General features: G+C 58.8%; 21 protein-coding genes and 1 pseudogene. 9 read left to right on the top strand and 13 right to left on the bottom strand.

Annotated features, from left to right (window positions below):
• Positions 1–20: 20 nt before the first annotated feature.
• Positions 21–1,670: an energy-dependent translational throttle protein EttA gene (gene ettA / locus QE435_RS22995; RefSeq protein WP_309771310.1), complete on the bottom strand. Its 1,650-nt coding sequence runs from the start codon at positions 1,668–1,670 to the stop codon at positions 21–23.
• Positions 1,671–1,786: 116 nt separating this feature from the next.
• Between ettA and QE435_RS23000 the strand changes: the two genes are divergently transcribed.
• The 4 genes from QE435_RS23000 to QE435_RS23015 all read left to right on the top strand — a co-directional run bounded on the left by QE435_RS23000 (position 1,787) and on the right by QE435_RS23015 (position 6,960).
• Positions 1,787–2,752, top strand: a complete 966-nt coding sequence (locus tag QE435_RS23000) for an alpha/beta hydrolase (RefSeq protein ID WP_309771311.1) — start codon at positions 1,787–1,789, stop codon at positions 2,750–2,752.
• A gap of 72 nt (positions 2,753–2,824) precedes the next feature.
• Positions 2,825–4,030, top strand: coding sequence for a CaiB/BaiF CoA-transferase family protein (locus QE435_RS23005; RefSeq protein WP_349042763.1), 1,206 nt, complete (start codon positions 2,825–2,827; stop codon positions 4,028–4,030).
• Positions 4,027–5,691: a thiamine pyrophosphate-binding protein gene (locus QE435_RS23010; protein ID WP_349042764.1), complete on the top strand. Its 1,665-nt coding sequence runs from the start codon at positions 4,027–4,029 to the stop codon at positions 5,689–5,691. Before QE435_RS23005 ends, QE435_RS23010 begins: the two co-directional genes overlap by 4 nt.
• Positions 5,692–6,186: 495 nt before the next feature.
• Entirely contained in the window at positions 6,187–6,960 is a 774-nt protein-coding gene (locus tag QE435_RS23015; protein ID WP_349042765.1) for a pyridoxamine 5'-phosphate oxidase family protein, read from the top strand.
• A gap of 96 nt (positions 6,961–7,056) precedes the next feature.
• Here QE435_RS23015 and QE435_RS23020 read toward each other — a convergent pair whose 3' ends face one another.
• From QE435_RS23020 to QE435_RS23030, 3 genes are all read right to left on the bottom strand, one after another.
• A complete protein-coding gene (locus tag QE435_RS23020) occupies positions 7,057–7,398 on the bottom strand; it encodes a RidA family protein (RefSeq protein ID WP_062440491.1) in 342 nt (113 codons plus the stop codon).
• 43 nt (positions 7,399–7,441) lie between these two features.
• Positions 7,442–7,780, bottom strand: coding sequence for a TIGR01244 family sulfur transferase (locus QE435_RS23025; RefSeq protein WP_296015249.1), 339 nt, complete (start codon positions 7,778–7,780; stop codon positions 7,442–7,444).
• A 124-nt stretch (positions 7,781–7,904) separates the two neighbouring features.
• A complete protein-coding gene (locus QE435_RS23030) occupies positions 7,905–8,741 on the bottom strand; it encodes an aldose 1-epimerase family protein (RefSeq protein ID WP_349042766.1) in 837 nt (278 codons plus the stop codon).
• Positions 8,742–8,953: 212 nt separating this feature from the next.
• On the opposite strand from QE435_RS23030, the gene QE435_RS23035 reads away from it, so the two are divergent.
• Positions 8,954–10,408, top strand: coding sequence for a L,D-transpeptidase (locus QE435_RS23035; RefSeq protein WP_349042767.1), 1,455 nt, complete (start codon positions 8,954–8,956; stop codon positions 10,406–10,408).
• A gap of 113 nt (positions 10,409–10,521) precedes the next feature.
• Here the strand turns inward: QE435_RS23035 and QE435_RS23040 are convergent, their stop codons facing one another.
• Complete coding sequence (locus tag QE435_RS23040) at positions 10,522–11,751, bottom strand: MFS transporter (RefSeq protein WP_349042768.1); 1,230 nt, start codon at positions 11,749–11,751, stop codon at positions 10,522–10,524.
• A 48-nt stretch (positions 11,752–11,799) separates the two neighbouring features.
• Positions 11,800–12,420, bottom strand: a complete 621-nt coding sequence (locus QE435_RS23045) for a TetR/AcrR family transcriptional regulator (protein WP_309771318.1) — start codon at positions 12,418–12,420, stop codon at positions 11,800–11,802.
• Between the two features lie 167 nt (positions 12,421–12,587).
• On the opposite strand from QE435_RS23045, the gene QE435_RS23050 reads away from it, so the two are divergent.
• Entirely contained in the window at positions 12,588–12,884 is a 297-nt protein-coding gene (locus QE435_RS23050; RefSeq protein WP_349042769.1) for a type II toxin-antitoxin system HigB family toxin, read from the top strand.
• On the top strand, positions 12,884–13,279 hold the full coding sequence (locus QE435_RS23055; RefSeq protein WP_309771320.1) for an XRE family transcriptional regulator: 396 nt from the start codon (positions 12,884–12,886) through the stop codon (positions 13,277–13,279). Before QE435_RS23050 ends, QE435_RS23055 begins: the two co-directional genes overlap by 1 nt.
• An 87-nt stretch (positions 13,280–13,366) precedes the next feature.
• Here QE435_RS23055 and QE435_RS23060 read toward each other — a convergent pair whose 3' ends face one another.
• The 7 genes and pseudogenes from QE435_RS23060 to QE435_RS23090 form a co-directional block, all read right to left on the bottom strand.
• On the bottom strand, positions 13,367–14,077 hold the full coding sequence (locus QE435_RS23060; protein ID WP_349042770.1) for a ParA family protein: 711 nt from the start codon (positions 14,075–14,077) through the stop codon (positions 13,367–13,369).
• Positions 14,078–14,243: 166 nt separating this feature from the next.
• Entirely contained in the window at positions 14,244–14,720 is a 477-nt protein-coding gene (locus QE435_RS23065) for a VOC family protein (RefSeq protein ID WP_349042771.1), read from the bottom strand.
• Positions 14,721–14,849: 129 nt separating this feature from the next.
• Positions 14,850–15,995 (bottom strand): iron-containing alcohol dehydrogenase, encoded by a 1,146-nt coding sequence (locus QE435_RS23070; protein ID WP_349042772.1) that lies wholly within the window; start codon positions 15,993–15,995, stop codon positions 14,850–14,852.
• Entirely contained in the window at positions 15,992–17,380 is a 1,389-nt protein-coding gene (locus tag QE435_RS23075; RefSeq protein ID WP_349042773.1) for an aldehyde dehydrogenase family protein, read from the bottom strand. The genes QE435_RS23070 and QE435_RS23075 overlap by 4 nt, the downstream gene beginning before the upstream one ends.
• A gap of 17 nt (positions 17,381–17,397) precedes the next feature.
• The gene (locus QE435_RS23080) at positions 17,398–18,765 is read right to left on the bottom strand and encodes a glutamine synthetase family protein (protein ID WP_349042774.1); all 1,368 of its coding nucleotides are present in this window, start codon (positions 18,763–18,765) and stop codon (positions 17,398–17,400) included.
• 73 nt (positions 18,766–18,838) lie between these two features.
• Positions 18,839–20,354: pseudogene (locus QE435_RS23085) on the bottom strand (amino acid permease).
• A gap of 194 nt (positions 20,355–20,548) precedes the next feature.
• Positions 20,549–21,322 carry an N-formylglutamate amidohydrolase gene (locus QE435_RS23090; RefSeq protein ID WP_349042775.1) on the bottom strand — a complete coding sequence of 258 codons (774 nt, stop codon included), beginning with the start codon at positions 21,320–21,322 and terminating at the stop codon, positions 20,549–20,551.
• Between the two features lie 177 nt (positions 21,323–21,499).
• Between QE435_RS23090 and QE435_RS23095 the strand changes: the two genes are divergently transcribed.
• Together QE435_RS23095 and QE435_RS23100 are read left to right on the top strand one after the other, a co-directional pair.
• On the top strand, positions 21,500–22,381 hold the full coding sequence (locus QE435_RS23095) for a MurR/RpiR family transcriptional regulator (RefSeq protein WP_306933547.1): 882 nt from the start codon (positions 21,500–21,502) through the stop codon (positions 22,379–22,381).
• A gap of 227 nt (positions 22,382–22,608) precedes the next feature.
• Positions 22,609–23,715, top strand: coding sequence for an ABC transporter substrate-binding protein (locus tag QE435_RS23100; protein WP_306933549.1), 1,107 nt, complete (start codon positions 22,609–22,611; stop codon positions 23,713–23,715).
• Positions 23,716–23,754 lie beyond the last annotated feature (39 nt).

A 23,754-nucleotide genomic window follows, 5' to 3' on the forward strand; every position in this document is an offset into this window, starting at 1 on the left:
ATTGCAAAGAGATAAGTCGCTTAGCGTGTCAAGCGCTTGTAGGCCTGGCTGCCCGGGTTCAGCGCGTCGGGGCCGAGACGACGGATCTTGTCCTGCTCATAGTCCTCGAAGTTGCCTTCGAACCATTCCACATGGCCATCGCCCTCGAAGGCGAGGATGTGGGTGGCCAGACGGTCGAGGAACATGCGATCGTGGCTGATGATAATGGCGCAGCCAGCGAAGGCCTCCAATGCGCTTTCCAGCGCACCCAGCGTTTCGGTATCGAGGTCGTTGGTCGGTTCGTCGAGCAGAAGAACGTTGCCGCCAGCCTTCAGCATCTTGGCAAGGTGAACACGGTTGCGCTGACCGCCGGAGAGATTGCCGACCTTCTGCTGCTGATCGCCGCCCTTGAAGTTGAAGGCGCCGCAATAAGCGCGAGAGTTCATGTCGAACTTTCCGAGCTTGATGATTTCCGCACCGCCGGAAATTTCTTCCCAGACGGTCTTGTCGGCATCAAGCGCATCGCGGCTCTGGTCGACATAGCCGAGATGCACCGTTTCACCGATGCGGATCGAACCGGCATCGGGCTTTTCCTGACCGGTGATCATCTTGAAGAGCGTCGACTTACCGGCACCGTTTGGCCCGATGATGCCGACAATGCCGCCTGGCGGCAGCTTGATCGACAGATCGTTGATCAGGGTGCGGCCTTCGAAGCCCTTCTTGATGCCTTCGAGTTCGATGACAACCTGTCCGAGACGCTCGGAAACCGGAATGATGATCTGCGCATCGCCGGGACGAATGTTCTCGGCCGCATCCACTAGCTGTTCGTAGGCCTTGATACGCGCCTTGGACTTTGCCTGACGGGCCTTCGGGCTGGATGCGATCCACTCCTGTTCGCGCGACAGCGACTTCTGGCGACCGGCTTCTTCACGTGCTTCCTGCTGCATGCGCTTGGCTTTGGCTGTCAGATAGGCGGAGTAGTTGCCTTCGTAAGGAATACCGCGGCCACGGTCGAGCTCAAGGATCCAGCCCGTGACGTTGTCGAGGAAGTAGCGGTCGTGGGTGATCATCATCACGGCGCCTGGGTAATCGCGCAGGTGCTTTTCGAGCCAGGCAATGGTTTCCGCGTCGAGGTGGTTGGTCGGTTCGTCGAGCAGCAGCAGGTCCGGCTGCGACAGCAGCAGACGGCAAAGCGCGATACGACGACGCTCACCACCCGAAAGAACGGTTACGTCGGCATCCTTTGGTGGGCAGCGCAACGCTTCCATCGCCATTTCGACCTGCTGTTCCAGATCCCAGAGGTTCTGGCTGTCGATGATGTCCTGAAGTTTCGCGCCTTCGTCGGCGGTCTCGTCGGAATAGTTCATCATCAATTCGTTATAGCGGTCGAGCACGGCCTGCTTGTCGGCGACGCCTTCCATGACGTTCTCGAAGGCGTTCTTGTTGGGATCGAGCTTCGGCTCCTGCTCCAGATAGCCAACAGTCGCGCCTTCGGCCAGCCAGGCCTCGCCTGTGAATTCCTTGTCCTGGCCCGCAATGATGCGCAGAACCGTGGACTTACCGGCACCGTTGGGCCCAAGAATACCGATCTTGGCATCCGGGTAGAAGGAGAGGTTCACGTTCTCGAGAATCTTCTTCGCGCCATAGGACTTGTTCAGCCCGGACATGTGATAGATGAATTGGCGTGCCATTGTAGCGAATGCTCCGCGTCGGATGTGAAAAGTCGGATTGGGAAATTTGCCGCTATGTAAGGTAAACGGGGCTGAGGAGCAACCTCTCGGCCAATAATAAGCAAGTGGAAGAGCGCATGGGCGACGATCTGATGTTCGGCAAAATCGAGCGGCTGGAGAGCGCATCCGGCGCCACGCTTGCCTATCGCCATGAGGCTGCCAGAGGTGAGCCGCACGGCGTTTTGATGATCTGCCACGGGCTTGTCGACCATGCCGGGCGCTATCGTCACTTTGCCGATGTCATGGCCAATCATGGTTTCGAGGTCTATGCGCATGACCATCGCGGCCACGGTCGCACGCGCTCGGCGGACGCCCCGATTGGCCGCTTCGCTCCCAAGGATGGACTTTACAAGGTTGTCGAGGACGTCATCGCCATGCGCGATCTCATCGAACGAAGGCATCCTGGTCTGCCCGTGATCCTGTTCGGCCATTCCATGGGCGGGCTGATTGCACTCAACACCGCCGTCAGCCACCCGGATCGTTTCGACGCGCTGTCCATCTGGAACTCCAACCTCAATACCGGCGTAATGGGCCGCTTAGCCCAGGTCATCCTGCGCATCGAAAAAATGCTGAAGGGCTCGGATGTGCCGAGCGCCGTGCTGCCCAAAGCCACCTTCCGCATATGGAACGCGCGCATGCCGGAAAAGCGCACCACTGCCGACTGGCTGAGCCACGACAAACAGGCGGTGGATGCCTATGTGGGCGATCCGCTCTGTCAGTTCGAGGCAAGTGTCTCGCTGTGGCAGGATGTCTTCGAGATGTCCTATCGCGGTCCGAAGCTGATGGAGCGCTTGCCAAAGCAGCTTCCGCTCCTACTCGTCAGTGGTGACGAGGATGCCGCCACCAATAACGGTCGGGAAATCCGCTGGCTGGCGGAGAAATTTCGCAACGCTGGCTTCTCGGATGTGGAAGACACGATCTACAAGGGAATGCGCCACGAGACGCTGAACGAGATTGGCTGGGAAAAGCCTGCTGCGGATTTTGCAGCATGGGCTGCACGAGTGACCGCCGGGAAGAAAAGCGTCGTTTCCCAAACGGAATAACGCCATGAGATAAATTCACATGCGCCATTTCACCCGCCCGTTTATAAGGCTCGGGAAAGCGCAAGGTAACTCATGGTCGAACCGTCATCGTCGAAAGAGCCGCCCCTGAAGGGCATTCGTGTCATCGAACTTGCTCGCGTGCTGGCAGGTCCGTGGGCGGGCCAGATGCTCGCCGATATGGGTGCCGATGTCATCAAGGTCGAAAGCCCGGACGGCGGAGACGATACCCGCGCCTGGGGACCGCCCTTTGTCGAAAGCAACGATGGCGACAATCTCTCCGCCGCCTATTACCATTCGACCAATCGCGGCAAGCGCTCCATCACCGTCGACCTGAAGACAGAGGAAGGCCGCCAAATCGTGCGGCGTCTGGTCAAGACCGCCGACGTGGTGATCGAGAACTTCAAGCGTGGCGGGCTGGAGAAATACGGACTGGACTACCAGAGCCTTCGCGCACTGAACCCCAAGCTGATCTACTGTTCCATCACCGGTTTCGGCCAGACAGGGCCCTATGCGGATTTTGCCGGTTACGATTACATCGTCCAGGGCATGTCCGGCTTCATGTCGATCACCGGCGAGCCGGATGGCCAGCCCATGAAGGCTGGCGTTGCGGTTGCCGATATCTTCACCGGCATCTACTCGGTCAGCGCAATCCAAGCCGCACTCATTCATGCAATCCGCACGGGACAGGGCCAGCATATCGACATGGCACTGCTGGATGTGCAGTCCGCCGTGCTTGCCAACCAGAACATGAACTACCTGATCTCCGGCAGACCTCCCGTCCGGCTTGGCAATGCGCATCCAAACATCTCCCCTTATGAGGTGGTGCCGACAGCCGATGGCTTCCTGATCCTTGCCGTCGGCAATGATGGTCAGTTCAAGCGCCTCTGCAAGATCCTTGGAATCGATGCGGTTGCCGATGACGAGCGCTATGCCACCAACAAGGCGCGCGTGGCGCACAAGCTGGACGTCCGGCAGATCGTTTCCACCGAAACGCTGAAATGGATGAAGCGGGATCTTTTGACCGCATGCGAAAGCAATGCGGTTCCGGCAGGCCCGATCAACTCCATCGAGGAAATGTTTGCCGATCCTCAAATTCAGGCGCGGGGTCTTCGCATCGATCTGGAAGCTGCCGATGGCACGGTCATTCCCGGCGTCCGCACCCCGATCGTGCTGTCGGAAACGCCTCTGCGCTACGACCGTCCAAGCCCGCGCCTTGGAGAACATCAGGCCGAAGTTCTGGCCGAACTGGACGATATCGAAAGGAACATCGCGCAATGACGACTTTGGGAAAGAGAACCGGCGGGCAGCTGATTGTCGAGGCGCTGAAAGCCAATGGTGTATCGCGCGTCTCCTGCGTGCCCGGCGAAAGCTATCTGGCGGTTCTGGATGCGCTTTATGAAAGCGGCATCGAAACCGTCGTCTGCCGCCAGGAAGGTGGCGCCGCAATGATGGCCGATGCCTGGGGCCGGCTGACCGGCGAGCCCGGCATTTGCATGGTTACACGCGGTCCTGGCGCCACCAACGCGTCCGCCGGCCTGCATGTCGCAAGACAGGACTCGATCCCGATGATTCTCTTCATCGGCCAGGTCCAGCGTGATGCCCGCGAGCGTGAGGCCTTTCAGGAAGTCGAATATCGCCGTGCCTTTACCGAATTCGCCAAATGGGTCGGCGAAATCGACGATGCCCGTCGCATTCCCGAGTTCGTCACGCGTGCCTTTGCGGTCGCGACATCCGGCCGCCCTGGTCCGGTGGTTCTGACGCTGCCGGAAGACATGCTGGTGGAAGAAGTCGAGGCTCCAGAAGCCCAGGCTTACATGCCGGTCGAAAACCATCCTGGCGCCAAGCAGATGGCGAAGTTCGCAGACCTGCTCGCCAACGCCAAGCGCCCGATGTTCATTCTCGGCGGCACGCGCTGGTCGGAAGAAGCCGTTGCCTCCTTCAAGAATTTTGCCGAAAACCTGAACGTGCCAGTCGGCTGCTCCTTCCGCCGCCAGATGCTCTTCGACCACACGAGTTCGTCTTATGCGGGCGATGTCGGCATTGGCATCAATCCGGCGCTGTCCAAGGAGATCAAGGAGGCCGATCTCATCGTCCTTCTCGGTGCCCGCATGTCGGAAATGCCCTCCTCCGGCTACACCATGCTGGATATCCCCTACCCGTCGCAGACGCTGGTGCACGTCTTCCCGGAAGCGGAAGAACTCGGCCGCATCTATCGCCCGGATCTCGCCATCTGCGCGGCGCCAGAAAACTTCGTTGAGGCTCTGGTAAACATCAAGATAGAGGCGAACGCCGCTTGGTCAGAACGCACCTCTGCCATGCACGAGGCCTATCTGAAATGGTCCACTCCGCCCAAGACAGGTCCCGGCAACGTGCAGATGGGGCCGATCATGGACTGGATCGAGGCCAATGTGCCGGAAGACGCAATCTTCACCAATGGTGCCGGCAACTACGCCACATGGGTCCACCGCTTCCACCGTTTCCGCCGCTTCAACACACAAGCCGCCCCGACCTCCGGCTCCATGGGCTACGGCCTTCCGGCAGCCGTTGCGGCCAAGCATCTCTTCCCCGAGCGCGAAGTCATCTGCTTTGCCGGTGACGGCTGCTTTATGATGCACGGCCAGGAATTCATTACAGCCGTGCGCTACGGCCTGCCGATCATCACCGTGCTCGTCAACAACGGCACCTATGGCACGATCCGCATGCATCAGGAGCGGGAATATCCCGGCCGCGTCAGCGCCACCGATCTCCTCAATCCAGACTTCGTCGCCTATGCCAAAGCCTTCGGCGGCCACGGGGAGTTGGTGGAGAAGACCGAAGACTTTGGTCCTGCCTTCGAGCGCGCACGCGCCAGCGGCAAAGCGGCCATCATCGAAATTAAGCTCGACGCAGAAGCGATTACCCCTGCGCGGACCCTGACACAGATTAGGAACAAGAGCTGAGGACAATAGCTTTCGTCGGGATCGGAACATTGGTCGCGTTGCACGAAGATCAGCGCGACCACTGGTCCTGAATGAAAAGCAATGCGATCGTAGCTGGTCCAATGACAAAGCTGCAGCAATAGATCCAGTAGGCCGTGAGCGCCCAGCGATCTCCCTCTTGGGAATGCTTCCGCAGCATGCTGGCCACCCGCTGGTAATCACGGAACCCTCCGAACCACCTCGGCATAGCCTCATCCGATGCACCTTCTTCGCGGGCAAGCTTCCGCGCGTAGAAAAACGGCATTAAAGCCGCAAGTGCATTTAGAGCTAAGAGAGTTGGGACCCAGATAGGCATGTCCTTCACCACTTGAACGTATTGCGCATTTTGCGGGTAATGTCTCTTATCATCCGCTTCGCGTCTTGCGTACGATCTGGGAATGCAGATTGTGCAAAGAGTGCATAAGACTTTAAGACTGGCCCGACTTAGGACACACGCACAGGACGTCACGGACTGCCATGCACAACAGCAAAATCCCGGTCATTACACCGCGCAACGCCAAGATCGAACCTTCGGCTGGCGCACCATTCGAGGCGATCCGGGTGGCGCGTGATGTGCTGTTGACATCACGAACCTGCGGCCTGGCAACCCTCGATCCGGCAAGTGGCTATCCCTACAATACCGCCACCAACATCGCCGTCGAGCCGGATGGAACGCCGTTTTTCTTTGCCGCCCGTCTGGCACTTCATGCACGCAACATCGAGGCCGATCCTCGAATCTCGCTGGTGCTCGCTCCCTTCAACAAGGGCGATGCACTCACCCTGCCTCGGCTGACACTCGTGGGTCGGGCTGAGTTGATGAGCGATAGTGAAACACCACTCGCCAAAGCGCGCTATGTCGCCCGCTATCCCAAGGCCAAGCTCTACCTCGCCTTGCCCGACACCCAACTCTATCGCATGAAGATCGATGGCGTGCAGATCAATGGCGGCCCTGCACGCAACGCCAGCAACATCACCGCCGACGACCTGCGTACAGACCTCACCGGCGCAGACGGCTTGATCGCTGCGGTGGATGACGAGATTGCCCGCCTCAACGCGATCAAGGGCGAAGCCTCAAGGCTCGCCGTCATGGCCGGCAGGAAGCCCGGCGCCTGGAAGGTAACCTCAATCGATCCCGACGGCGTCAATCTGGCTTCGTCGCAGGACTTAGCGAGGCTCTGGTTTGCCGAGCGGGTCACGAACTTGAATCAACTTGCCAAGGCACTGACTCAATCTGCGAAGGGATTCAGCTAAGAGATTCGGATGAAACGTCTTTTCGTTTCCCACGCTCTCGCCCAACTAAAAAGCCGGCCCAGAGGACCGGCTTTCAGAACGTCTGTCGCCTGGCGATCAGATTGCGGCAGTGACGATGAACTCGACCTTGTAGTCCGGCGTCGCGAGGGCTGCTTCGCTAGTGGCGCGAGCTGGTGGGTTAGCCGGGTCGATCCAGCCTTCCCAGACAGCATTCATTTCGCCGAAGGTGGACATGTCGGAGAGGTAGATGATCGTCTGCAGGATCTTCGACTTGTCGGAACCGGCCAGAGCCAGCAGGCGATCGACTTCAGCCAGCGCGGACTTGCTCTGTTCGGTCACGGATGTGCCTTCGCCGACCTGGCCTGCGAGATAGACGGTGTTGCCGTGAACGACGGCGCCGCTCATGCGCTTGCCGGGTTCGATACGCTTGATGCTCATGGAAATGCTCCTGTTTGGTAGGCTTTAGATAAACGACGCGGGATCAACCGCGCAGATGGTGGGTCTTTTCGTAAATGGCCGTGGAACGTGCGCCGGAGCGGCAATAGCCGAGCATCGGGCGCTGCAATTCGTCCAGCGCATCCACCATGCCGGCAACCGCATCCGGATCGACGCCGAAGCGGCCGACCGGCACATGCATGATCGTCAGGCCGAGCTCTTCGGCCCGTTCGGCGATATCGGCAAAACGCGGCTGACCTTCCTCCTCGTCATCGGGACGATGGCAAACGATGGATTTGAAACCGAGCGCCTTCACCTCATCGAGATCGGCCACGCTGATCTGGCCGGTTACGGAGTAATCGTCATCGATGCGTCTGATATCCATCTTCTATCCTCCGAGGGTGACGGCATTGCGGCCCTCAACGGCCCGCCATTTCGCAAAATCCGTACCCGATGTAAGGGGTTGAGCCGGATGCGTCAATGACAGGCTTTTTCAATTAAATAGCCATTTAGAGAATAGAAAAGCGCAAACCATAGCTGCGGCTTTCGCCCGGTTGCAGCATGTTGAACTCGCCTGCCCTTTCCAACTCGGCTCGGTCGACCCAACGATGCGAGACCGGCTCTATGCCAAGCACATTGGCCGGTGCCTTCTGGTTTCGCCACATCTGTAGATAGGGCAATGTGTCGGTTCGAAACGACACTTTCAGCCGACGACCGCCGATGGACGCGATAGGCCCAAGCGTCAACGAGGCCCAGCCATTCTCCCCCTGTGCGGGCACACAAAAGACGCTGCCCGTCTCTTCACCGAAACGCCAGCCAAACCCGCCGCCATCAAAGGAGGCGCTCTCAAGCAGCACCGCATCGTCAAACAGCTTTGCGGCAACGTTCATGTGATACATGAGGAATGTCGGACGGGCGTGATCGCTGGTGTTTGTCACCCGGTCCTCCAGGCTCACCTCGCCGCTCGCCCCGTCGATTCGCCAGACGCGCTCCAGAAGCGCCGTCCCACCCTCTGCCAGTGAGACAGGAACCTGCGCCACTGCCTCGGCATTACCATCGGATACCGACCACTGTGTGATCCTAGCCGGATGAGAGGAGAAAGAGCCATGCAACGGGAACTTCCGCCCGCTCGGCTCGCCTGGAATGGGCTGCGGATGACGGATATGATCCGGTCCGCAGGTGAACAGAAACCCTTCAAGCGAATGATCGATGCGCGGGTCCCCATCGTCAGGGATAGCGCGCTCGGGCGCGATGTTCACGCCATCGACAATGCAAGGACCGATATCGAGCACCGAGGTCTCGTCGAGGAAAATGGACGGCGATCTTCCGGCTTTGAATTCTCTCATCAGCGGCTCCTCCAGGCGAATCTGCGGCGCAGTCGAAACAGGTTTGTCCTGCGCGAATGCGAATGTTGTGTGATGCGGTTGACGCAAACTTCACGCAAAAGCTATCGCAACGGCCAGAAATTAAGATTGCATTAACCGCGAATTCACCTTTTTCACAATAGGGTCAAGATTACCGTGTGTTTATTGGGACTAACCCAAGGGATCGCAAGAACGTGAAACTTTTTCTTAACGCCGTGTTCTGTCTCGCAGTCGCAGCGTCGCCGGTGCTTGCACCGTCGAACGCTTCCGCACAACAGCGCTATGTCACTCAGGAACAGGGCGTTCTGGTGGCGCCCGACGGCACCGTTCTGGATTATCTGCCAAACCCGAACGACGTGGTGATCAGCCGCGACCGCATGGGGCGCACCGTCTATTACGACCGCTACGGCAATCTCGTTGGCACGCAAATGCCGGGCGGCGCTCAACAACAACGGCAGGCGCCGCGCGATCCTTATCAGGCACAGCGCGATACCTACTACAGCGAACCCGACACCTATTACCCGCCACCGCCCGGCCGTTTCCGCGAACCGGAACAACCGCGCAGAAGCTACGGATATCAGGACAATCAGCGCTATCAGGGCCAAGGTCAGTACCGCGACTATCGCGAGTTCCGCAATGATGGCAGCGGCGATGATGTCTATACCGGCTCTGTCGAGCCACGCCGCGGCGATGTCGAAAGCGGCCCTCTGAGCCAGCCGATGCCGGGCGAAAGCACAACGGCCGCCGTGCCGCAGCCAGACCATCTGATCGAGCGCAACCAGCCGGTCACCGCACCGGTCAACCGCTCACGTCAGGAAATCGTCGCACTTCAAGTCTTTCTCGACCGCGAGGGCATTTCGCCAGGCGTCATCGACGGAAAGATGGGCGACAACGTCAACAAGGCCATTGCCGCCTGGCAGGAAATGACCGGCGAGCGGCTGGACCCGAACAACACCGACGACATTCTCGAACGCCTGCGCAACAGCGGCGGTATGGCGATCGTCGATTACACGATCACCGCAGCCGATGCGGCAGGTCCCTATGTCGCCTCGATTCCGGACGACTATGCCGCCAAGGCGCAGCTTCCCGCCATGTCCTACACCTCCACAACGGAAGCGCTCGCCGAGCGCTTCCACATGGATGAGACCTACCTGAAAGAACTCAATCCCGGCGTCGATTTCACCGTTCCCGGCACGATCATCAAGGTTGCCAATCCGGGCGAACCGAAGAAGGGCCAAGTGGCTCGCATCGTGGCGCATAAGGGCATCAAGCAGGTTTTCGCTTACGATGAGAGCGGCACGCTCATCGCCGCCTATCCGGCAACCATCGGCTCGTCGGACACCCCATCCCCGAGCGGCACCCATACGGTAGAGCGTATCGCGCTCAATCCCGGCTACACCTACAATCCGAAGATCAACTTTCAACAGGGTCAGAACACCCAGGTCCTGCAGATTCCGCCAGGCCCCAACGGCCCTGTGGGGACCGTGTGGATCGCGCTGTCCAAGCCCACATACGGCATCCATGGAACGCCCGAGCCATCCAAGATCGGCAAGACCAACAGCCATGGCTGCATCCGCCTCACCAACTGGGATGCAACGGAACTGGCGAAGATGGTGCGTCCCGGCGTCGTGGTAGAGTTCGCGGAATAATCTCCAGGCACTTAACAAAAATCCCCGGCCTCAAGCCGGGGATTTTCAGTTTCTTAGACTGCTCTTGTAAGTGCGACAGGCCAGTCTTGAGAGGCCATGGAGGCATGTTCTCCTCAGCCCAATTTCACCGCCCGCCTCTCGCCTCTGCGCTCCGTCAGGAAGAAGCCAAGCGCCATCACCGGCAAAGCGAAGCCAAGCCATGATGCGCCAGTCCACTGACCATGCGCATAGGCCCAGCCACCCAGTGCCGACCCAACCGCACCGCCCATGAAGAAGGTCGCCATGAAGACACCGTTGAGGCGGCTGCGGACCTCTGCACCGAGTGAAAAAATGGCGCGCTGGCTCAACACCAGATTGGTGGTGACGGCAAAGTCCAGAATGATGGCAGCGATGACGAGGAGGGCCAGAGACAGGTGCGATCCTTCCGGCGCGATATGCGTGACGAGGAAGGACGTCGCGGCAGCGGTGAGCGCGAACAATGTTGCGCCCCAGGTCCAGCCGCGATCGGCCATTCGTCCGGCGATCGGAGCCGCAACCGCACCGGCAGCGCCTGCAAGAGCGAACAGCGCGATTTCACCCTGTGTCAGCCGGAAAGCCGGGCCGCTGAGATAAAGCGGCGTCGTTGTCCAGAATAGGCTGAAGGCGCCGAACATCGCGGACTGATAGACAGAGCGCCGCTGCAGGATCGGGGTGGTGCGCGCAAGTTGCCCCATCGATCTCAAAAGCGCGCCGTAAGGCAGCTTCGCATCCGGCACGCGGCGCGGAAGCAGCCGGTACAGCACCAGTGCAAGAATGGCCATCACGACAGCAGACACTAAGAAAACGCCCCGCCACGAGACGAATTCGGACAGAATGCTGGAAACCGGACGCGCCAGCATGATACCGACCATCAACCCGCTCATGACCGTTCCGACGACGCGTCCGCGGATCGCATGCGGTGTCAGATGCGCAGCGAATGGCACGATCATCTGCACCGCGACCGAACTGATACCGACAAGAAAGACGGCAAAGAGAAACGGCGCGGCATGGGGCGCGAGCGCGGCTGCAATCAGGGCCAGAACCGCAGTGGCCACAGTGACAACGATCAGCTTGCGGTTCTCCACCAGATCGCCAAGCGGAACGACGAAGAGAAGACCCAGGCCATAGCCGATCTGTGTCAACGTCACGATCAGCCCCGTTGCCGCTGGTGAGAGCCCGAGTTCCGCGCCGATGACGCCTGCCAACGGTTGCGCATAATAGAGATTGGCCGCCACCAGCCCGCAGGCGCTGGCCAGCAGAAAGATCATCGCAGAAGACATGGTGTCCCCCTGCGGTTCGTCCGCATCAATAGCTTTCGAAGCCATTATTCCACTCCAGATTAGGAAACATTCATTTCCAAATTAAACAAAAGATCAATCGAAAATGCGCATGGCGGCATCGACGACCGACGACATATCCTCTCGTGAGGGGCCGGTCTTGCCGACGACCCGCATTCCGTACAGCAGGCAAAGCGCAGTCTTGGCGAGAACGTCCGCATCGCCTCGACCCGTCACAGAGCCATCCGCCTGCCCTTCCCGCACGAGGCGGGCCAGTATCTTTTCTCGCGCCTCGATGGCGCTTCTCACCACGCGCGCCACATCCGCATCCAATGATGCCAGATCGGCAACCGCCCCGACGATCAGGCAACCCTGTTCACCGGACGAGCCCGCCGAGTTGCCGGCATAAAACTCCATGGCCGCCCGTAGCCTTTCGCGGCCGTTTTCACCCGCCTGCACCTTGGCCTCGAACCGCTTCGTCTGCACCAGCTTGTAGCGCTCGACGGCAGCGATATAGATATCCTTCTTGTCTTTGAACGCCTTGTAGAGACTACCCTGCGTCAAAGCCATCGCTTCGGTCAGATCACCCACCGAGGTGGCATGGAAGCCGCGCTTGGAAAACACACCAATCGCCCTGTCGATAGCGGCATCGACATCGAATTCACGCGGCCGGCCGCGCTGGCGATTGGGTGATACTGAGGAAGCAATCTCTGTCATGGACGGAGATATAGGAAATGATCATTTCCAAATCAAGCAAAAGTTTCTAAGGGTCTTATGAACTGGTCTACTACGGGCGGAGCTATCCCTCGTCAGAACAGCAGTAATTGTTCCCATATTGGGAAATTCCCTTGTTGTAGCGAGACCTTTGTGTTAGCTTTGGATCCATGCAGATCATCGCTAAATCGACGTTGAAGGCCTTCTGGGAGCAACACTCTCAGGCTGAAACTCCGTTGAGGACGTGGCGTGCAATGGTCAGCAAAGCGGACTGGACTAGCCCCTCGGAAGTGAAGTCGACGTTTGGTGCTACGGTCGATTTTGTTTCAGACAACAGGATCATATTCGACATCGCGGGGAACAAATATCGACTGATCGTGCATGTTGCCTATGCATACAAAAGGGTCCTGATAAAGTTCATCGGCACCCACAAGGAATACGACAAGATCAACCCGGAGACAGTGTAATGGATAACATTCGCGCCATCAGGAACAATGATGACCTCGCATGGGCCATTGCCGAAGTTTCACCCTACTTCGATAAGCCGCCGGAACCGGGAACGCCTGAGGAGGAACGCTTCGATGTTCTGTCGTCTCTCATAGAAGCCTATGAAGATGTGCACTACCCTATCGACGCGCCGGAACCGGTGGAATTGATAAAGGCCCATATGGAGATGACCGGCCGAACACAGTCGGACCTCGGCACCCTGTTCGGGTCGCGCTCTCGCGCTTCAGAAGTCCTGAACAAGAAACGCGCACTGACCGTAGACATGATCTACAAGCTTCATAAGGAATGGGGCATTCCCGCAGATTGCCTGGTGAAGCCATATCATCTCTCGCCTCAGCAACGGGAAGTCGCGTAAGTCAGAGCGCCCCGTTGGCGTGAGAACCATTCATGAAAGGGCAGGCTGAAGCCTGCCCTGCGACAGGCAACAGTCTCGCTGAGCCGATCACGCCGCCTTGCGGGCCAGTCTCAAGTCGCGTCCAGAGCGGACGACGCGGGCGGGAAGAAGTCCGAGAACTTCGGTAGCGAAAAGCCGCACATTGTCCAGCGCCTTGTCGACATTGCTGACCTTTTGACAGTCGAGTGCTGCAATCGTGCCGCCGTGATCGAAGATGTCGCGGAATGCGGCGCGTTCGGCAATCGGCGTATTGAGAACGCGGACATTGCGTTTTTCAAGCAACATCTTGACCTGAAGCAGCGCGCGGGTGCTGACCATGGCATTCACACGGGTCAGCACGACCGAATGATCGATCTTCCGGCCCATCTTCGTGTCGAGAAATGCGAGGTGATCCATGACTTCCGCAGCACCACGCGCGTCCATGGCCGATCCCTGCACCGGGATGAGAACGTGATCGGAAATACCAAGCGCCATCGTCAAGAGCGGGCTCTTGGTGCCGGGAAGATCGATGATGAAACAGTCCGTATTGGAGCGGTTCTCGCGGATGTGACCTTCCAGAGACGCCATGGTCACGTTGGAAATGACGCTGAGATTGTTGATGGAACCGGAGATCTCAAACCAGTGCGAAATCCAAAGCTGCGGGTCTGCGTCGAGAACAGTAACGCGGTGGCCGGTGCGGGCCAGTTCGGTTGCGAGCAGAAGAACCGCCGTCGTCTTGCCTGCCCCACCCTTGGTATTGGCGAATGTAATGACTGTCATATGGACCCCGAAATGTCAGAGCCTAGGAAGTGCGATGCTCTGGAACGCACCGAAGCATGGTGCTTTGGAGAGTGTTAACCAATATGGTTAACAAATTGGAAACGCGAGGGAATAGCGCCTGCTGCGGCACCGCTTCCACATTGGACCGGCGCGGCTGAACTCGCGATCAGTCGCCACGCCTGGCGGCGTCAATCGTTGCCACATCGATCTTTTTCATCGTCATCATCGCCGCAAAAGCGCGCTTGGCATCCCCTCCACCGGCTGCCAGCGCTTCGAGCAGCGTGCGGGGTGTGATATGCCACGAAATGCCCCACCGGTCCTTGCACCAGCCGCACTCGCTTTCCTGCCCGCCATTCCCGACGATCGCGTTCCAGTAGCGGTCTGTTTCCTCCTGATCATCGGTGGCAATCTGGAAGGAGAAAGCTTCACTGTGCTTGAAGGTCGGGCCACCATTCAGGCCGATGCAGGGAATGCCGGCGACGGTGAACTCCACCACCAGAACGTCGCCCTCGCCGCCACTCGGATAGTCACTAGGTGCACGCGTCATCGCGCCAACCGAACTGTCCGGGAAAGTCTCGGCATAAAACCGGGCCGCAGCCTCGGCTTGCCCGTCGTACCAGATACAGATCGTATTCTTGTTCATGATCCTTCCTCCCATGGAAAGAGGGATCATAGCACGGTCACCAGAGTATGAGGATATTGAAGACCGAAACCTGGGCGCCGGTACCGGTGGGAGATCGAGGCGGGACGCGTGAAGTCCCGCCGCGATCAATCAGAAACACGCCTCGAACAACGCCTTGGTATTCTCCAAAGTCATCTCGACAGGATTACCACCGCAGCTCGGATCCTTGATCGCCTCTGCCGTCAACTCGTCGATCCGATCCGGCTTGATGCCCATGGCTGTCAGGTTTTCCGGCACGCCAAGCTCCTTACGGAGCTCCAGCACGTAATCGTAAAAGCCATCGAACCCACCTTCAATGCCAAGATAGGCAGCTGCACGTGCGATCTTATCTTCGATCGCCGGGCGGTTGAAGCGCAGCACGGCAGGCATCACCACAGCATTCGTCATGCCGTGATGGGTGTTGTAAACAGCGCCGATCGGGTGCGAGAGCGAATGGATCGCGCCAAGGCCCTTCTGGAAGGAGACCGCACCCATCGCAGCCGCAGCCATCATATTGGTGCGCGCCTCGATATCGGTGCCATCCTTGTAAGCCCGCGGTAGGAACTCCTTGATCAACCGCATACCTTCCAGCGCAATACCCTGGCTCATCGGGTGGTAGAAGGGTGACGAATAGGCCTCAAGGCAATGGGCGAAAGCGTCCATACCGGTGCCCGCCGTGATGACCTTCGGCATGCCCACGGTCAGTTCCGGATCGCAGATGACGACGCCCGGCAGGAATTTCGGATGGAAAATGATCTTCTTTACATGGGTCTTGGAGTTGGTGATGACGCTGGCGCGCCCCACTTCCGAACCCGTTCCAGCCGTCGTCGGAACCGCGACGATCGGTGCGATCCCGTCGGAATTGGCACGTGTCCACCAGTCGCCAACATCTTCAAAGTCCCAGACCGGGCGCGTCTGCCCCGCCATGAAGGCAACCGCCTTGCCGAGATCGAGGCCCGACCCGCCGCCAAAAGCAACGACGCCATCGTGACCGCCATCCTTGAAGGCTTTCACACCCTCATCGAGATTGATCTCGTTCGGGTTGGGATCAACGTCGGAGAAGATCGCACGGCCCAGACCGGCTTCATCGAGAATATCCAGCGCGTGGCCGGTAATCGCCATGCCCGCAAGACCGCGATCCGTCACCAAAAGCGGCTTCTTGATGCCTAGCGTCTTGCACGCATCGGCCAGTTCCTTGATGCGGCCACGCCCGAGCTTGATGGGGGTCGGATAGCTCCAGTTTGCGACGATATTCATTTCGTGACTTTCTTCAGATGGTATGATTTCGGACGGGTCAGGTTCTGGAAGCCGATGACGGAAAGCGAGCCGCCGCGTCCGGTTTCCTTGACGCCTGTCCAGCAGAGCGCCGGGTCGAGGTAATCCGCCCGGTTCATGAAGACGGTGCCCGTCTCGATCTCGCGACCGATGCGCCCTGCCCGTTCGGCATCCTGGGTCCAGAGCGATGCGGTCAGGCCATACTTGCTGTCATTCATCAGCCTTATGGCTTCCTCGTCATTCTTCACCTTCATGATGCCGACAGCCGGGCCAAAGGTCTCTTCCGTCATGAACTCCATGGAGTGGTCGACATCGATCAGAACTTGCGGTGCGACATAGGCGCTCTCGCCATCATCGGCTGCAAACAACTTCGGATCGACCAGCGCCTTGGCGCCCTTGGAGACCGCATCCGCCACCTGTTGGCGCACCACCTTGGCGAAACGCTTGTTGGCCATCGGCCCAAGCGTCGTCTCCTGCTCCAGCGGGTTGCCAAGCTTGTAGTTGGACACCCAGGCGACGGACTTTTCGACAAAGGCATCGTAGAGCGCCTCGTTGACATAGATGCGCTCTATGCCGCAGCAGCACTGGCCGGAATTATAGGTCGCCCCATCCATCAATGTATCGACGGCAGCATCAAGGTCGGCATCTTCCATCACATAGCCGGGGTCCTTGCCGCCAAGCTCCAGTCCAAGACCGGTAAAGGTGCCAGCCGCTGCCCGCTCGATGGCGCGTCCGCCTTCCACCGATCCGGTGAAATTGACGAAGTTGAACATGCCTTCGGCAATCAGCGCAGACGTCGTCTGGTGATCGAGGAAGACATTGACGAACACGTCGTCGGGGATACCGGCCTCCACGAAAGCGCGCACCATGCGCTCGCCGACGAGAAGCGTCTGCGCCGCATGTTTGATGACGACAGTGTTGCCCGCCATCAGTGCTGGTGCGACCGTATTGATCGCCGTCATATAGGGGTAGTTCCAAGGTGCGATGACGAAGACCACACCATGCGCCTCGCGCTCGATACGGCGTTCAAAGTTGCCGCTGTCCTCGACGACAAGCGGCGCCAGCGCGTCCGCGGCTATTGAGGCGACATAGTTGGAACGTTCGTTGAAGCCCTTGAACTCCCCCCCATAGCGAACCGGGCGGCCCATCATATGGGCGAGTTCCGGCACCACCTCATCCACCATCTCGTTGAGGCGTGCCACGCCTTTCATAACCAGTTGAACGCGTTCCTCCAAAGGGCGACGTGCCCACGCTTTTTGCGCAGCGCGCGCCTTCAACACGGCGCTCCGCGCCGCATCCAGCGACATCGCCTCCCGTTCGGCATAGACCGAGCCGTCAATCGGCGAAATATTCTGGATCATGACCATGATATGTTCCTAGCCTGTTATGCTCTTTCGAAACCGCGCGCGACTTCCCAGTCGGTCACGCGGCGATCATACTCTTCCTGTTCCCACTGTGCGGCGCGCACATAGTGGTCGATCACGTCATCCCCGAAAGCCGCGCGCAGCATGGCGGAGCCATTCAGGTGATCCGTAGCGTCGCGAAGCGTTTTCGGAATCTCCCGAACTTCCTTGCCGCCATAGGCGTCGCCGACGAATTGCGGCTCAAGTTCCATCTTCTTCTCGATGCCGTCAATGCCCGCCGCAAGCAGCGCCGCCATGGCAAGATGGGGGTTGAGATCGGAGCCACCCACACGGCACTCGATGCGGATGCCCTTGGTGCCATCACCGCACAGACGATATCCGGCCGTGCGGTTGTCCATGCTCCAGACAGCCTTGGTCGGCGCAAAGGTGCCAGCCATGTAGCGCTTGTAGGAGTTGATATAGGGCGCGAGGAAATAGGTGATCTCGCTGGCATGCGCGAGAAGCCCCGCCACATAATGCTTCATCATCTCAGACATGCCATGCTCAGAGTCCTTGTCAAAGAACTTCGATGTCTTGCCATCCAGGCTCCAGAGCGACTGGTGGATATGGGAGGAACTGCCCGCTGCGCTATAGTTCCACTTGGCAAGGAAGGTCACGGCCTTGCCCTTGGACCAGGCGATTTCCTTGGTGGCATTCTTGATGATCGCATGGCGGTCGGCCATGGTCAGCGCATCGGCATAGCGGACATTGATTTCCTCCTGACCGGCGGAGGCTTCGCCCTTGGTGTTTTCCACGGGAATTCCGGCACCCTGCAAACCGTTGCGGATGGCGCGCATCACCTCCTCTTCCTTGGTGGTCTGGAAGATGTGGTAGTCCTCATTATAGGCGCTGGCGAGATTGAGGTTGCGATAGCCGCTCGCGCGTGCTGACTCGAAACTCTGATCGAAGAGAAAGAATTCCAGTTCGCTTGCCATATAGGCCTTCAGTCCCATCGCTTCGAGCCGGGCCACCTGGCTTTTCAACATGGCGCGTGGCGAGTGCGGCACTTCGGCATGGGTGTGGTGATCATAGGCATCGCAGAGAACGAGCGCTGTCCCTTCCAGCCAAGGGACCCGACGCAGCGTCGCCATGTCCGGCTTCAGCGTGTAATCGCCGTAGCCCTTCTCCCAGCTGGTGGATTTATAGCCGGGGACCGTCTCCATCTCCATATCGGTGGCCAGCAGGTAGTTGCAGCTATGGGTTTCGTCATGCGCGCTCTCGACAAAGAATTGCGCCTGAAACCGCTTGCCCATCAGGCGACCCTGCATATCCACGAGGCACGCCAGAACCGTGTCGATGCGCCCCTCGGCGACATCCTTCTTCAGCTCGTCGAATGTGTAGGTCGTCATGATGTCTTTGCTCCCTTTTTCTCGTTTGGCAAAGGGCGGCTGAAAGAGCGCCGCCCTTCTCGTTTTTTGATGGTCAGGCTTTCGCGGCAGAAGCGTTGAGTGCGGCCTGCTTGTGCTCCAGCGCGAACTCCTCCTCCGGCGAGAGGATCAGGCGATGGCGACCGATCATGGCGAAATAGGCGATCGCCACCGCAAACCAGATCGCCACCCACAACACGCCCTTGGTGAAGTTCGGATCCTGCACCTGATAAAGCAGCGTCACGACCGCAATGATGATGGTGAGCACCGCACCCGGAAACGCCAAGCGGCGAGCGGAACGGCCGTTCGATATCCGGCAGGTTCTTGCGCAGCAGGATGAAGGAGATCGCCTGCATGATGTAGGAGAACATCGCGCCGAAGACGGCCATGTTCAGCAACACGCTGCCGATAATGCTACCGCCCTGCTCCGCACCAAGCGCGAACCAGATGATCATCATCACGCTCAAGCCGACAATCGCACCCGTCAGCATGGCAACGTGCGGCGTCTTGAACTTGGCGTGCGTAATGGACAGGGCTGTCGGGAAATAGCCGGCGCGCGACAGCGAATAGATCTGCCGCCCTTGCGCATAAAGGATGGTGTGGAAGCTGGCGATGAGACCGGTCAGCGCCACAAGACCAAGCAGCACCACACCGCTGTCGCCATAGACAGCCTTGAAACCATCCAGCAGAGGCTCGAGCGCCGAGCTCAGATGGAATGTTCCAACCCCGGGAAGCGACGGGTTGAGAAGCACGATCATGAATGCAGAAATCATCAGCGTGATGATGCCGAGAATGATGCCCTTCGGCATGTCGCGCTTGGGATCGACCGACTCTTCGGCGGCCAGCGGCAATTGTTCGATCGCCAGGAACAGCCAGACGGCGAAGGGAAGCGTGGCGAGTACGCCTGAAATGCCGAATGGGAAGAAAGGCCCATTTCCCTCCGGCAGTTCGATGGCCTTGCCATCCGGCCCGACACCGATATTCAGCGCCCACCGGGAGAAATCGATATTGGGAATGGCGCTGATCCAGAAGAACACCAGAACGCCGAGCGAAATCAACGTGATGACCAACGTCACCTTGAATGAAAGTTCAAGCCCGAAGACGTTCAACGCCAGGAAGATGACATAGAACAGTACCCACAGAACCGGCGAATAGGCCGGATCGAGCCCGAGAATGGAATTCACATAGGCCGTGATGAAGGTGACGATGACCGCGGGAGTCAGAACATATTCCACATTTTCGCAAAGCCCGGTAATGAAGCCGCCCCATGGCCCCATCGCGGTGCGAGCGAAAGAGTAAGCCGCACCGGTGTGCGGCAGCGCCGGGCTCATTTCTGCGATGGAAAAGGTCAGGCCCAGATACATGATGGCGATGATGATACCCGCCACCAGCATGCCGCCCCAGCCCCCTGTGGCGAAACCGAAGTTCCAGCCGGAAAAATGCCCGGAAATGACGGCGCCGACGCCGAGCGCCCATAGCGACCAGACGCCCGCATAACGCGATAGTCCGCGCTTTTCGAAATAAGATGCGTCTGCCTTTTTATAGCTGACGCCGGATGATGAACTGTCCATGCCTTGTCTCTCCTGATCAAGAAAAAAGCAGGCAGTCAGCCGGATTGGCCGATTTTGCCCCAGTTCGGCTGGCGGGACATCCCACCGGCCGCATGCATCTGCTGTTCCCTATCCCGTCTGGCTCGCACCATTTTTGGTGTTCTGGACCACACGGCACATTAGTCTTCGGCAGGGTGACCCGCCGACATGCAAGTCTAGTCTCCGATGCTGGCAAGCGCTCTTTCGAGGTTTCCACCCAAATAGTCGGCGGCGGCACGCTGTCCCGCCTCGTCCGCAATGAGATCGTTGCGAACTTCGATCATCACATTCAACAGCCCATCCGGCAGCGCGTGCAAACGAAGCGTGTGGGTCACGCCATCTTCCGGTCCATAGGGCTGGTTGCGCTCCACTTTGAAAGAAGGAACCTCCCGATCTGCAAGCATCGCATCGGCCAAGCGCGAATCCCTGTCATGCAGGATACCGATTTCCACCTCGCGCACCCGGCCATGATAGACCGGCGTGAAACTGTGAATGGTAACGATGACGCTCTCGACGCCGAGGATTTTCCGCTTTTCCACGAGGCTGGAAACGGCTTCATGAAACGGGACATAGAGGGCGGCCGTGCGGAGAAACCGCTCGGCCTCATCCAGATCGGCGTTGCCCGGAATGTCGTAAATCTCACTCGTCACCGGCATGGCGGAGGCCGATTCCGGCGGACGATTGCAGTCATAGATCAGTCGTGAAAAGCGCTGAAAGACGAGCGCCGCATCGAGCTTCTGAGACAACATACGTGCCACCGCAAGCGCACCGGGGTCCCAGGCGATATGGCTCGACAGGACATCTTCGGTAAGACCGAGATCGCCATAACGGGCAGGAAGCGTTTTCGAGGCATGCTCGCAGACGAGCAACACCGGGCTTTTCCCCGTCTCGTTTTCCACCGCGACTGTGTCACCCTCGTCGGCATGGAAAAATTGCGAACGAACCGTCATGGTCGTACCCCGTCTGGTTTTGCCGTTCCCCAACGACGCGAAGAGAATTCTTCACATATCCCAAAGTGTCAAATGGATTTTTGAAATTTTCTCTTCATTTTTCCGATTGACTCAAACGCGGCGCCGTATCTTAATCCTCTCCAAAACCCGGTAAGAAAACCGGAAAAGGGGAAGAATTTGAGCAACACGTCGTCTGCGACGGTGTCGGAGGTCATCCAGACCCATTATGAGGATTTGACGCGCGCCGAAAGGCAGCTCGCCGAAAGCCTGCTGTCAAATTATCCGGTTTCCGGCCTCGGCAGCATCACCACTGTTGCGGAAAATGCTGGCGTTTCCACCCCGACCGTTGCCCGCATGGTGCAAAAGCTTGGCTACAAGGGTTACCCTGAATTCCAGGCGAGCCTGCACCAGGAGCTGGAAGCCACCATCTCCAACCCGATTGCCAAACATGACAGATGGGCAAGCAATGCACCGGGCCTGCATATCCTCAACCGCTTCGCCGCCGCGATCACCAACAATCTGCGCGACACGCTGAGCGATCTGGATACGGCGGACTTTGACAATGCCGCAGCCCTGCTCTCGGACAGAAAGCGCGGCATCTATTTCGTAGGCGGGCGCATCACCGGCGCTATTGCGGAATACTTCTTCACCCATATGCAGGTCATCCGCCCGAAGACGGCGTTGATGTCATCCAACTCCAGCTCATGGCCGCAATATATGCTGAACATGAGCGCGGGCGACGTGTTGGTCATCTTCGATATCCGCCGCTATGAGCAGGATATGGTGACGCTCGCCCAGGTGGCTTATGACAACGATGTCAGCATTCTTCTCTTCACCGACCAGTGGACATCCCCTGTCTCCCGCTTTGCCAAACATACCTTCAGGGTACGCATAGAGGCCCCGTCGGCATGGGACAGCTCGGTCGTCACCCTCTTCGTCGTCGAGGCTTTGATCGAGGCGGTGCAGAGCAATGGATGGGACGAAACCCGTCAGCGCATGAACGCGCTTGAAGGCCTTTTCGAGCAGACACGCCTGTTCAGAAAACCCGATCGACGGTGACGAGCCGGGCGATCGAAACCACCAAGGGATAAAAAGGGAGAAGACGCAAGCAGAACGACGAATGTCGCACACACTGCAACATGACAAAAAAGTGACGCAATGATGGCAAGGAGGCCCAAACGGGGCTAGCGTGACCGCGATGAGCACCCTTACAAAACGTCACATAAGATTCACGCAAGCCACGTACAGCGTCCGCCGACGCATGAGACACGAAGAGGAGAACTAAAGTGATCTCGCACAGCCGCCGACTGCTTTCGCTTACCACCGCAATCGTGCTTGCCACCACGGCAATCGCCACGGCAGCACCAAGTGAAGAACTCATCGCAGCTGCCAAGAAGGAAGGCATGCTGACGACCATCGCCCTGCCGCACGACTGGTGCGGATACGGCGATGTCATCGCCTCCTTCAAGGCCAAGTACCCGGAAATTCAGGTCAACGAGCTGAACCCGGATGCAGGCTCCGCTGACGAAATCGAAGCCATCAAGGCCAACAAGGATAACAAGGGCCCGCAGGCGCCTGACGTGATCGACGTCGGTCTGGCCTTCGGCCCGCAGGCAAAGAAGGACGGTCTCCTTCAGCCTTACAAGGTCTCCACCTGGGACGAAATTCCGGAGAACGTCAAGGACGCCGAAGGCTACTGGTACGGCGACTATTACGGCGTCATGTCCTTCTTCGTGAACAAGGACCTCGTCACCAACACTCCGAAGGATTGGGCCGATCTGCTGAAGCCGGAATATGCCGGTCAGGTTGCTCTCGCTGGTGACCCGCGCGCCTCCAACCAGGCGATCCTCGGCGTTCTCGCCGCCGGTCTCTCCACCGGCGCAAAGGACGGCAAGGAAGCTGGTGAAGCAGGCCTGAAGTATTTCGCTGACCTCAACAAGGCTGGCAACTTCGTTCCCGTCATCGGCAAGGCCGGCACGCTGGCACAGGGCGCAACGCCAATCGTAGTCGCCTGGGACTATAACGCGCTTGGCTGGGCAAAGACGCTGAACGGCAACCCGCCGACGGAAGTCGTCGTTCCTGAGAAGGGCGTTCTGGCTGGCGTCTACGTGCAGGGCATTTCCGCCTACGCACCGCATCCGAATGCTGCGAAGCTGTGGATGGAGCACCTTTATTCCGACGATGGTCAGCTTGGCTGGCTGAAGGGCTTCTGCCACCCGATCCGCTTCAACGCGCTCGCCAAGGCCAACAAGATCCCGAAGGACCTGCTCGACGCTCTGCCGCCTCCGGCAGCCTATGAGAAGGCAACATTCCCGACGCTCGCAGATGTGGATGCCAACAAGGCAGCCGTCACCGGCGGCTGGGACAAGGTTGTCGGCGCCAACGTCAAGTAAGATCTAAAAACCAACGGCCGCCCCGGCCCACAAAGCTCG

This window comes from Agrobacterium sp. SORGH_AS 787 (assembly GCF_030819035.1).
GTDB lineage: Bacteria > Pseudomonadota > Alphaproteobacteria > Rhizobiales > Rhizobiaceae > Agrobacterium > Agrobacterium larrymoorei_B.